General features: G+C 72.1%; 12 protein-coding genes. 5 read left to right on the plus strand and 7 right to left on the minus strand.

Translation table 11 applies throughout. The annotated features are described in order from the left end of the window. Positions 1 to 163: 163 nt before the first annotated feature. The 4 genes from ACFXMF_RS03125 to ACFXMF_RS03140 form a co-directional block, all read right to left on the minus strand. Positions 164 to 787, minus strand: a complete 624-nt coding sequence (locus ACFXMF_RS03125) for a hypothetical protein (RefSeq protein ID WP_379990200.1) — start codon at positions 785 to 787, stop codon at positions 164 to 166. Between the two features lie 242 nt (positions 788 to 1,029). After that, on the minus strand, positions 1,030 to 2,499 hold the full coding sequence (locus ACFXMF_RS03130; protein WP_360313380.1) for an SDR family NAD(P)-dependent oxidoreductase: 1,470 nt from the start codon (positions 2,497 to 2,499) through the stop codon (positions 1,030 to 1,032). Positions 2,500 to 2,686: 187 nt separating this feature from the next. Then, positions 2,687 to 3,100, minus strand: a complete 414-nt coding sequence (locus tag ACFXMF_RS03135) for a PPOX class F420-dependent oxidoreductase (RefSeq protein ID WP_360313378.1) — start codon at positions 3,098 to 3,100, stop codon at positions 2,687 to 2,689. Continuing rightward, entirely contained in the window at positions 2,986 to 3,711 is a 726-nt protein-coding gene (locus tag ACFXMF_RS03140; protein WP_379990199.1) for a YitT family protein, read from the minus strand. Before ACFXMF_RS03140 ends, ACFXMF_RS03135 begins: the two co-directional genes overlap by 115 nt. Positions 3,712 to 3,835: 124 nt before the next feature. Here ACFXMF_RS03140 and ACFXMF_RS03145 point away from each other — a divergent pair, with 124 nt between their 5' ends. Continuing rightward, on the plus strand, positions 3,836 to 4,306 hold the full coding sequence (locus ACFXMF_RS03145; protein WP_360313374.1) for a MarR family winged helix-turn-helix transcriptional regulator: 471 nt from the start codon (positions 3,836 to 3,838) through the stop codon (positions 4,304 to 4,306). A gap of 32 nt (positions 4,307 to 4,338) precedes the next feature. Here ACFXMF_RS03145 and ACFXMF_RS03150 read toward each other — a convergent pair whose 3' ends face one another. Both ACFXMF_RS03150 and ACFXMF_RS03155 read right to left on the minus strand, forming a co-directional pair. Then, positions 4,339 to 5,283 (minus strand): nuclear transport factor 2 family protein, encoded by a 945-nt coding sequence (locus ACFXMF_RS03150; protein ID WP_379990198.1) that lies wholly within the window; start codon positions 5,281 to 5,283, stop codon positions 4,339 to 4,341. Between the two features lie 226 nt (positions 5,284 to 5,509). Then, entirely contained in the window at positions 5,510 to 6,055 is a 546-nt protein-coding gene (locus ACFXMF_RS03155; RefSeq protein ID WP_360313368.1) for a GNAT family N-acetyltransferase, read from the minus strand. A 150-nt stretch (positions 6,056 to 6,205) separates the two neighbouring features. On the opposite strand from ACFXMF_RS03155, the gene ACFXMF_RS03160 reads away from it, so the two are divergent. The 4 genes from ACFXMF_RS03160 to ligD all read left to right on the plus strand — a co-directional run bounded on the left by ACFXMF_RS03160 (position 6,206) and on the right by ligD (position 9,473). Next, positions 6,206 to 7,684 (plus strand): aminotransferase class V-fold PLP-dependent enzyme, encoded by a 1,479-nt coding sequence (locus ACFXMF_RS03160; RefSeq protein ID WP_360313366.1) that lies wholly within the window; start codon positions 6,206 to 6,208, stop codon positions 7,682 to 7,684. Positions 7,685 to 7,746: 62 nt separating this feature from the next. Beyond that, positions 7,747 to 7,917 carry a DUF5670 family protein gene (locus tag ACFXMF_RS03165; protein WP_355537031.1) on the plus strand — a complete coding sequence of 57 codons (171 nt, stop codon included), beginning with the start codon at positions 7,747 to 7,749 and terminating at the stop codon, positions 7,915 to 7,917. 258 nt (positions 7,918 to 8,175) lie between these two features. Further along, complete coding sequence (locus ACFXMF_RS03170; protein WP_360313363.1) at positions 8,176 to 8,454, plus strand: hypothetical protein; 279 nt, start codon at positions 8,176 to 8,178, stop codon at positions 8,452 to 8,454. A 137-nt stretch (positions 8,455 to 8,591) separates the two neighbouring features. Beyond that, positions 8,592 to 9,473 carry a non-homologous end-joining DNA ligase gene (gene ligD / locus ACFXMF_RS03175; RefSeq protein ID WP_360313361.1) on the plus strand — a complete coding sequence of 294 codons (882 nt, stop codon included), beginning with the start codon at positions 8,592 to 8,594 and terminating at the stop codon, positions 9,471 to 9,473. Between the two features lie 54 nt (positions 9,474 to 9,527). On the opposite strand, the gene ACFXMF_RS03180 is transcribed toward ligD, so the two are convergent. Further along, positions 9,528 to 10,478, minus strand: coding sequence for an ATP-dependent DNA ligase (locus tag ACFXMF_RS03180; protein WP_360313359.1), 951 nt, complete (start codon positions 10,476 to 10,478; stop codon positions 9,528 to 9,530). Positions 10,479 to 10,549 lie beyond the last annotated feature (71 nt).

Consider the following 10,549-nt stretch of genomic DNA (forward strand, 5'->3'; position numbering starts at 1 on the left):
AGTACGCGTGGGTGGGATCGGCCGGGCCTCGTCCGCGTCGTCGGCGCGGGGGCGCGGGGCCGGTACTGCCGGTGGCAACTCATCGATGATGCCCCGGAGTTGCCGGATCAGTGGTCCTTGGCGAGCGGTGCCGGGGCGGACCGACCGGCACCGCTCGGGTCGGTCAGTATCCGCCGCCGGTCGAGGGCTTGTCGGTCTGCGGCGCCGTGCTCGTGGCCGCACCGGCCTTGCTGCCGTCGGGGGTCACCGCGAACCAAGTGCCGTTGACGCCCTGGCCCTTGGTGTCGCCGGGCTTGGCGTCGGCCGCGAAGCGGTACACCGGCCAGCCGCCGATGGTGACCTGGGTGCTGCCGTCGGTGCGGGTGACACTGCCGACGGCGGACTGGTCGATACCGTTCAAGGTGACGCCGCCGGTGTCGGTCACGGCGGGCCACTTCACGGCGCAGTCGCCGTCGCAGTTTGACTTGGCCGGCTTGGCGGTGTCCTTGTCGAAGCGGTACAGGGTGAAGCCGCTGCCGTCGGTGACGATCGCACCGAGCTTGGCGTCGGTGCCCGCCTTCAGTACGGCCTTGCCCGCCGTGCCGTTCGGGGTCTGGCCGGGCGCGCTCGGCGCGGGCTGGGACGGCTGCGTGGCGGGCGGGGTGGTGTTGCCGGCGGCCTTGCCGTCGTCCTTCGAGTCGCTGCCACAGGCGGACAGCCCCAGCCCGAGCGCGCCGGCGATGGCGACGGCGGCGATGCCGCGGGTGCCGCGGCGGCTGTGGGTGCTGTGGGTGCTGAAAACGGACATGGTGAACCCCCGCAAGATGATCGATGGTTTGGTCGAACGGCGGTACGGGAGGAGGACTTTGGGTCCCCGTTCCCGAGTCGACCGGTTCGCGTGCCGGTCGTTGCGCGTCGACATCCAGCAGTACGGGGGAGGGGTCGCGGAGGGTTCAACACGGTCCGAAGTTTTTTTCCGCGAACCCGGCCGGAACCCGAACCGGCCCCGGCGCGAAGCTTCGCCGGGGCCGGAACGCGCAGGTGGGCGGCCTACCAGGCGGCCGGTGCGTAGTCCTTGAGGAAGCAGCCGTACAGGTCCTCGCCGGCCTCGCCGCGCACGATCGGGTCGTATACCCGGGCCGCGCCGTCGACCAGGTCGAGCGGCGCGTGGAAGCCCTCGTCGGCGAGCCGCATCTTCTGCGGGTGCGGGCGCTCGTCGGTGATCCAGCCGGTGTCCACGGCCGTCATCAGGATGCCGTCGGAGAGCATCTCCTCGGCGCTGGTGCGGGTCAGCATGTTCAGCGCGGCCTTGGCCATGTTGGTGTGCGGGTGGCCGGGGCCCTTGTAGCCGCGGCTGAACTGGCCTTCCATCGCGGACACGTTGACCACGTACTTGCGCCGTGCCGAGGCCGCGGCCATCGCCGGACGCAGCCGGCTGACCAGGACGAACGGCGCGGTCACGTTGCACAGTTGCACTTCGAGCAGTTCGACCGGATCCACCTCGTGCACCCGCTGCGTCCAACTGTTCACCGGGTCCAGGTCGGGTACCAGGCCGCCCGCGTCGATCGCGGTGCCGGTCTCGATCCGGGCCGGCGAGGCCGATCCGCTGGTGAGCGCGAGCGCGGTGAGCGCCTGTGGGGTCAGTGCCTGTTCCTCCGCGCGGGACTGGCCGGGCAACAACACGTGACCGCTGCCGCCGATGTGGCCGAACGAGACCATCTCCGGCAACTCGCCGGCCGGGAGCGGGGCGGCCTCGGCGGCGGCCAGTGCCGCGTACGCCTGCGGGGTCCGACGCACCGTCTGCGCGGCGTTGTTGATCAGGATGTCCAACGGCCCGGCCTCGGCCACCGAGTCGGCCAGCGCGACCACCTGGGCCGGGTCGCGCAGGTCTATCCCGGCGATCTTGAGGCGGTGCAGCCAGTCCGCGCTGTCCGGCATCGCGGCGAACCGGCGGATCGCGTCGTTGGGGAAGCGGGTGGTGATCGTGGTGTGCGCGCCGTCGCGGAGCAGGCGCAACGCGATGTACATGCCGATCTTGGCCCGACCGCCGGTGAGCAGGGCGCGGCGCCCGGTCAGGTCGGTGCGCTGGTCGCGGCGGGCCCGGTTCTCGGCGGCGCACTCGGGACACAGCTGGTGGTAGAACGCGTCCACCTCGCGGTAGCGCTTCTTGCAGATGTAGCAGGCCCGGGCGCGTTCGAGCACGCCGGCGATCTCGGTCGTGGTGACCGTGGTCAACGCGATGCCGAGCGTCTCGTCGTCGATCCGCCCGGGGGCGCCGGTCGCGGTGGCGGCGGTGACCGCCTCGTCGTTGGCGATCACCCGGTCCCGGCGCTCCTTGCGGCGGCGTTCCTTGACGCTCTTGTAGATGGCGGCCGTGGCCCGGCGGATCCGCACCGCGTCCGGGTGCTCGACGTCCAGGTCCTCGACCTCGGCGAGCACGCTCAGACACAGCTCCATACGCACGGGGTCGATGCCTGCCCGCACGCTCGTGTCCGCCTGAATGTCGCTACTCGCTGTCATCGTCGTTGCCGTTTCCTGTATTCGCCGCCACCACGAAACCCCGGCGAAACTCTACGTCGTGCGGGGACCTGGACCAATTCCCGCACCGGCCCGCCCGGGTGCTCCCGGACCCGGCCGCCGCCCGTCACGCACCGCCACGGCATCGGTGCGAGGGGTTCGCGGCGGCCCGCCGGACCGGCGCCCTCGCTCAGGTGCGGGACCAGCCGTAGGTGCGCTCGACGGTGATCCGGATGACGACCCGGTGTTCGGCGGCCATCACGGCGCGGTATTCGGTCCAGTCCGGGTGTTCGCCGACGATCCGGCGGTAGACCTCGACCAGTTCGTCGGCCGCGGCGTCGTCGGGGGCCCGGCAGGGCGCGCCGATCTCGGCGCGGCCCTCGGCGACCAGGTAGCCGGCGTAGTCGGGCGCGGTGACCAGGAAGCTCGCGCGCGGGTCGCGGGCGAGGTTGCGGGTCTTGGCGCGGTCGGCGGTGGCCGAGATGCGAATCAGCCGCAGGTCCGGCTCCCAGAGGTAGGAGACCGGGGAGAGCTGGGGGCGGCCGTCCCGCTTGAGGGTGGTGAGGACGCCGCGTCGATCGGTGCCGAGGAGTTCCGTGTCCATGTCGGGTGGCTCGCTTCCGGTTTGGGGGGCAGGGTCAGGCGGGGCAGGAACCAGTGGGCCAGCGGGCCGATGGTGAGGGTGAACACGACCGTGCCGACGCCGACCGTCCCGCCCAGCAGCACCCCCGCCACCAGCACGCTCGCCTCGATCACCGTGCGGCCCACCCGGATCGAGTGGCCCCGGGCGGCCCATCCGGTCATCAGCCCGTCGCGCGGCCCCGGGCCCAGACCCGCGCCGATGTACAGGCCGGTGGCGATCGCGGTCACCACGACGCCCGCGAGCAACAGCCCGGTCCGCAGCGGCAGGCCCGTCGGCGTCGGCAGCAGCCACAACAACGCGTCCACCACCAGGCCGACCAGCACGACGTTGGCGATCGTGCCGATCCCCGGTCGCTGCCGCAGCGGGATCCAGAGCAGCAACACCAGGACGGCGGTGCCGATCACGATTCGTCCGAACGGCAGCCCGCTGCGCTCCGCGACGCCCTCGTGCAGCACGTTCCAGGCGTCCAGCCCCAGCTTCGCCCGCACCATCAGCGCGATGCCGACGCCGAACAGGGCCAAGCCCAGGAACAGCCGGATCAACCGATTCGGCAGGCGATCGGGCACGCTCACGAGGTACCGGCCTTCCCGGCCGCACCGTCGGCGTGGACGTCGGGCCGAACGGAGTGGTTGATGTGTCATGTAAATCGTCGCGGGCAGGTATATGACATGTCAAGTAGCTGCTAGATTGGCGGCCATGGCCGGTATCGAGGAGACGCCCTGGCTGGACCCGGGGCAGCAGCGCGCGTGGCGGGGATACCGCCGCCTGCGGCTGCTCGTGGACACCCGGGTGGCCCGAGACCTGGCCGTCGACTCGGGCCTGTCGGATCCCGACTACGACGTGTTGTCCGAACTCTCCGAGGCGAGCGGGCACCGGCGCAGGCTGGGCGAGTTGGCCGAGCGCATGTTGTGGTCGCAGAGCCGGATGTCGCATCACGTCAAGCGCATGCAGCAGCGCGGCCTGGTCCGCCGAGAGGAGTGCGCGCGGGACGGGCGCGGTGCCGAGATCGTGTTGACCGCCGAGGGGTTGCGGGTGATCGAGGAGGCCGCACCCCGGCACGTCGCCTCGGTCCGGCGGAACCTGATCGACCTGCTCACCCCGGACCAGATCGCGCTGCTGGAACAGATCGCCGACACCGTGGTCGAGCACCTGGAGGCCCGCCCGTGACCCGCGCCCGCCGGCGGGCGCGGGCGAAGCCGTCAGGCGCCCTGCGCGTAGCCCTTGGCGACGTGTTCCAGCCACCACTGCGGCGCGGCGTTCATCAGCGTGCCGAAGTCCCAGTAGTCGTGCCAGCGCACGATCTTCCCGTCCCGGAACTCGTGGATCGACACGAACGGCAGGATCACCTGCTCGCCGCTCTCCCAGTGCCACTCCTCGGCGTGCTCGGTGACCACCAGGTCGCCTTCCGCGACGGTGCTGCGGTGGTGATGGATGTAGCCGGTGAGCATCTCCAGGCCCAACCGCAACCGAGCCTCGATCGCGGCCGGCCCGGTCGCGCCGGGACCGGGCGCGGCGACGTCCGTGTAGTGGCCGTCGTCGGCGAAACAGGCCGCGACCTTGGCGAAGTCGCGGGCGTACAGGTCCTGCCAGAACTGCTCGATCAGCCGCTTGTTCGCGGTCGCGTCACTCATGGCGCGCACCCTACGCACGCACGCCGAAACTAAACAGAGGCAAGCTTCTCCGTGCCGCCGCGCCGCGCCGTGCCACGACGCGCCCGAGCTCGGGTACGCCACACCCCGGCCGCCGTCGGGTCGGCCGGCGGGATCCCGAGCGGCGCCCGGAACCGGTCGACCACCTCCTCCGGATCCACCGCCGTGCCCCGTCGCAGCACCGGCCACCTCGGCCGGGCCGCGCAGGTCCAGCGCGAGTTCGCGCGCCGGCGCCGCGCCGGCCCGCTCGTCACCGCGCCGGCGGTTGTCCGCCTGGGCCCCCGGATGGAACGGCTCGGGCAGACCGAGCCGCCGGGCCAACTCCGAAGCGAACAACCGCGGCTCGCGCAAGGTGCCAGGCCGGCCCATCAGTTCGGCCGGCGAACACCACAACACCTGCGCCAACGCCAGGAGTTGTGGCTCATTCGGGCGGGCGGTGTCGGCTTCCCAGGCCGCGACGTCGGTGGCCGTGACCCGGGTCCGGAACGCCGCCATCGCCTCGGCTGCCCGCGCGAAGGGCGGCCTCGGCGCGCGACGTTGCCGGCCGGCCGCCCGGGGCGAACGGCGGATGGTCCGCGAATCCCGGAAGTGACCGCACGCGCACAGGCCGGGGCGGTGCGCACCGGGTACGAATCGGTGTGATCACCCCACGGCGCTGCCGGCATGTGTGCTCGGATCGGGAGGATCCTCCGACGCCCGTGCCGGTGTGTGCGGCACCGGGTCAGCGCCGATCGAGCAGCATTACCGTGAGCAGCGGCGCGTCCGGCCAGGCCGGACGCAGATCGCCGAGCACCCGATAGCCCCACCGCTCGTAGAGCGCGAGCACCCTCGGGTGGGTCGGATCCACCAGCAGGGTCACCCGCTGTTCGGTACGGGCCGCCAGCAGCGTGTCGTGAATGGCGCGGGCCGCACCCGAACCGCGCCACGGTTCGCGAACCATCAGCTCGTTGAGCGCGAACGTGCGCCGGCCGTCCTCCTCGATGTCCACCGCGGGCACCGGCTCGGTCAACCCGACCCACCAGCGCGCACCGGCCCGGAGCGGGTAGCCGAACGCGTAGCCGACCGGGATGTCCCGGCTCCAGCCCACGACGCACTCGAAGCCCGGCGCGGCGGCGTAACCGGCCAGCCGCCGCGCGAAGTTGTGCACCGACTGGAAGGGGCGGTCCAGATCCGCCGCGTACACCTCGGCGTAGATGTCGAGCAGCACCTGCCGGATCTCGTCGAGGTCGCCGCCTCGGTGATGGGTCCGCTCGATGTCGGTTGCCACGCGTCCTCCAGACAGAGGTGATCGGCCCCCCGGGCGGATCTTCCCCGCGCCGCGCGTCCCCCACGCACCGCCGTCCTGATGAACCGTCAACGACCTTGCACAGCAAGGAAATACTCGACGCGGACCGGGCCCGCGTGTTCCCCTGCCGGTATGGCTGACCCCCTCCACGAACGCGACCTCGTCCGGCCCGCCCTCGACCTGGTGGCCAAGGCCGCCGGGCCCTACCTGGAGGCGCTGCCCGAACTGCCGGTCCGCAATCCGGCCGCCGACGCGCTCTTCGACCGGTTGGGCGGGCCGCTGCCCGAGCGTGGCGACGGCACACTCGCCAGTGTCGAGGAACTGCTCGACGTCGGCACCCGCGCCGCGATGCAGTCCTCGGGGCCCCGGTTCTTCCACTTCATCGTCGGCGGCGCCACGCCCGCCGCCCAGGCCGGCGACTGGATCACCGCGCTGCTGGACCAGGCGGGCGGTCTGTGGGCCGCATCGCCGCTGGCGACCGAGGCCGAGACGGTGGTGCTCGGCTGGCTCAAGGACCTGTTCGGGCTGCCCGACGCGTACGGCGGTGTACTCACCCCGAGCGCCACCTTCGCCAATCTCACCGCGCTCACCTGCGCGCGCCACTGGTGGGCCGCGCAGCACGGCGTCGACGTGAGCGCCGACGGTCTCGCCGGACTGCCGACCATGCCGGTACTGGCGAGCGGATACGTCCATCCCAGCAACCGCAAGGCGTTGCAGATCCTGGGCTGCGGGCGGGACACGCTGCGGGTGTGCGCGCGCGACGACGTGGGCCGGGTGGACATCGACGCGATGGAGCGCGCGCTGATCGAGATCGACGGACCCGCGGTGCTGATCGCCGCGGCGGGTGAGGTCGACACCGGCGACTTCGACCCGATCGAGGCGCTCGCCGACCTGGCCCGGCGGTATGGCGCGTGGCTGCACGTGGACGGTGCGTTCGGCCTGTTCGCCGGGGTCTCGCCGCGGCTTCGCCACCTGGTCCGGGGGGTCGAGCGGGCGCACTCGGTGGCCGCCGACGGACACAAGTGGCTCAACGTGCCCTACGAGAGCGGCTTCGCCTTCGTGCGCGACGCCGAGCTGATGGGCAGGGCGTTCGGCGCGTGGAATGCCCCCTACCTGCCCGGTGTCGGCGACACGCACCTCAACTACGCCTCGCTCGGGCCGGAATCCTCGCGTCGGGCCCGGGCCCTGCCGATCTGGGCCACGCTGCGCGCCTACGGCCGGTCCGGCTACCGGTCGATGATCGAGCGGCACCACGACTTGGCGAACCATCTCGCCGCGCTGGTCGAGCAGGCCCCCGAACTGGAACTGCTGGCCCCGGTCCGGCTGTGCGTGGTGTGCCTGCGCTACCGCCCCGAAGCCGCGCTCGGCGAGGCCGGACTCGACGAGCTGAATCGCCGGCTGGGCGCCGAACTGAACGAGGACGGCCGGGTGTACGCCGGTACCACCGTGTACGCGGGCCGGGTCGCGCTGCGTCCGGCGATCGTGAACTGGCGGACCACGGCGGCGGACGTCGAACTGTTCGCGCAGGTGGTCCGGGAGATCGGTGCCCGGGTGGCCGCGGACCTGGGTGTGGGCACACCGGCTGGCGCCGACACAGACGCCCTCGAATGAATTTGCGACGCACCGCGTGAACCGAGACTTCCGGGGCAGACGTCGGCCGGAGGTGGTTCAAGATGATTCCGCTGCTTGTCGTGCTTTTGCTCGCTTTGATCCTGTTCGGTGCGGGATTCGCCCTCAAGGCTCTCTGGTGGATCGCCGTCATCGTATTGGTGCTCTGGGCCCTGGGGTTCGTCTTCCGCAGCGCCGGCGCGGGCGGTCGGCGCGGGCGTTGGTATCGCTGGTGAGTCACGCGTAGCCGAACCGGCGCAGACGGGGCCCGTCCGGGTGACGGGCCCCGTCGCCGCGCCCGGGGTCGGTCGGCGCGGCACGCGCCGATTCGGCCGCGCCGCGATGTCGAAACGATTTTGCGCGGGGGTCCGGACGGCGTGACGGTAGGAGTACTTTGGGCACACCGAGGGCACCTCGTATGCCGTCATCCACGGCGGCGTCGTCTGCGGCGATCCGGACATTCGCGCACCAGACCGACCAGAGGATTCGAACCCATGTACTCACAGCACTCGATCGCGGGACACCGCCGAAGCGCTCGACCGGAGACCACGGTCGAGATGACCTACGGCCTGGCCTGCACGATGTGCGGCCGCGACCTGCGGGCCGCAGCGGACCGACCCGCGCACGACGCGGTGCCGGTCGGACACGTGGAGGAGCGGCAGACCTTCGCCTGCCGAGGAGTGTGCGCCCGCTTCGCCAGCGGTTCGGCGGACGGGATCGCCGAGGAGCCGGTGCCGCTGGACGAGCGCGTGGCGGCATTCCCCACCGACTGAACACCGCCGGGCGACCGACCGAAAATCCGCCTGGCCGGCGACCGGGGTCCACCGGGCCGCCGACCGGAATCCGCGAGGCTGCCGGGCGATTGCTCGGCCCCGCGCATCGAAACGCGGCAGCGGGGGACTTTCCTCCCATGCCGGACCGCATCGCCACGACAGTCGACGGACGTTCGCTGACGCTCACCCACCTGGACAAGGTGTGGTGGCCCCAGACCGGATACACCAAGGGCCAAGCCCTGGACTACTACGCCCGGATCGCCCCGGTCCTGCTCCCGCACATCACCGGACGCCCGGCCACGTTCATCCGCTTTCCGCACGGCGTGGACGGCGGCAGCCGCTTCTACAACAAGAACGTCCCGGCCGGCGCGCCCGACTGGGTGCGCACGATCGAGGTGGTCGGCCGGGAGGAGAACCGGCGACACGTCGACGTCGACTCGTTGGCCACCCTGATGTGGGCGGCCAACCTGGCCGCGATCGAGATCCACGTGCCGCAGTGGGGCACCGACCCGGACGCCCACGACCGGCTCGTGCTCGACCTGGACCCCGGACCCGGCGCGGGCCTGCCCGAGTGTCGCCGGGTCGCGCTGCTGGCCCGCGACCTGCTCGCCGCCGACGGGCTGACCTGCGTGGTCAAGACCTCGGGCAGCAAGGGGCTGCACCTGTACGCGGCCCTGGAACCGACACCGGAGGCGGCGGTCGGCGCCTACGCCAAGGCACTCGCGATGCACCTGGAGCGGGAGCACCCGGACCTGGTCGTGCACCGGATGGCCAAGAAGCTGCGCACCGACCACGTGTTCGTGGACTGGAGCCAGAACGCGAGCGCGAAGACCACCGCCGCGCCCTACACCCTGCGTGCGCAGCCCGAACCGACCGTGTCCACACCGGTGTCCTGGGCCGAGATCGAATCGCGCGCGGAGCTGGTCTTCACCCCGGCGCAGGTGCTGGAACGGGTGGCCCGCGACGGCGACGGGTTCGCGCCGCTGCTCGCCGCCGAGACGACGGGCAGGCTGCCGTAAGGGCTTCCGAGTCGGTCGGTCCTCGGCTGTCGGTCCGGTCGGACCTCGACCCGGTCAGTCCTCGGCCAGGTCCGGCCGCAGCCGGTGCCAGGACGGATGGCGCAGCAGGCCGGCCCGGGTACGCATCGAGTACCGCACCTCGCCGACCAGCCGCGGCAACACCCAGCGCGCGTCGGCCACCACGGGTTGCGGCGTGAACGGGCACGCGTCGATCGAGGACACCTCGAGCAACTCGCCCAGCACGACCCGATCCCGGATGCCGAAGCCGGTGCCCACCGCGCCGACGTAGCGCAACAGCCCACCCTCGCGCACCCCCACCAGCAACGCGCCGGGCAGCCCGGTGAGCCGGCCGCGACCGGGCACCCATCCACCCACGATCACGTCCACGGTGTGCACGTGCCGGATCTTCACCCAGTTCGGCGAGCGCTCGCCGGGCGTATAGAGCGAGTCCAGCCGCTTGCAGACCAGCCCCTCCAGACCCTCCGCCCGGGTCGCCGCGAGGGCGGCCTCGCCGTGACCGACCAGCGCGGCCGGGGTCGACCAGTGCGGGCCGCGCAGATCGAGCCCTTCGAGCACCCGGCGCCGGTCCGCGTACGAGCGGCGGAGCAGCGGCTCACCGCCCAGGAACAACACGTCGAACAACAACAGCCGCACCGGCACCCGCTCGCGCATTCGGGCCGCCTCGGCCGGCCGACCGGCCAACCCCATCCGGGACTGGAGCCGTTCGAAGTCGCTGTGCCCATGCTCGTCCGGCGCGACCACCTCCCCGTCCAGCACCGCCGACCGGGTACCCAACGCGGTCCGCAACCCGCGCAACTCCGGATAGGCCGCGGTGATGTCCGCCCCCGACCGCGCCCGCAACACCACCGTGCCGTCCCCCGGCAGGTAGCCGACACACCGCTGCCCGTCCAACTTCGTCTCGTACGCCCAGGCGTCGTCCTCGGCGACCGGCGGCAATACCCCCGAGGTGGCGAGCATGGGCGGATACACCGGCAGATCGACCATGGGAGGAACGTGGTCGCACCACCCCACCGCTACACACCCGACCCCCCGAACGGCCCAACGCCGCCCGGTCC

It is taken from the genome of Embleya sp. NPDC059213, from assembly GCF_042754445.1.
Lineage (GTDB): Bacteria > Actinomycetota > Actinomycetes > Streptomycetales > Streptomycetaceae > Embleya.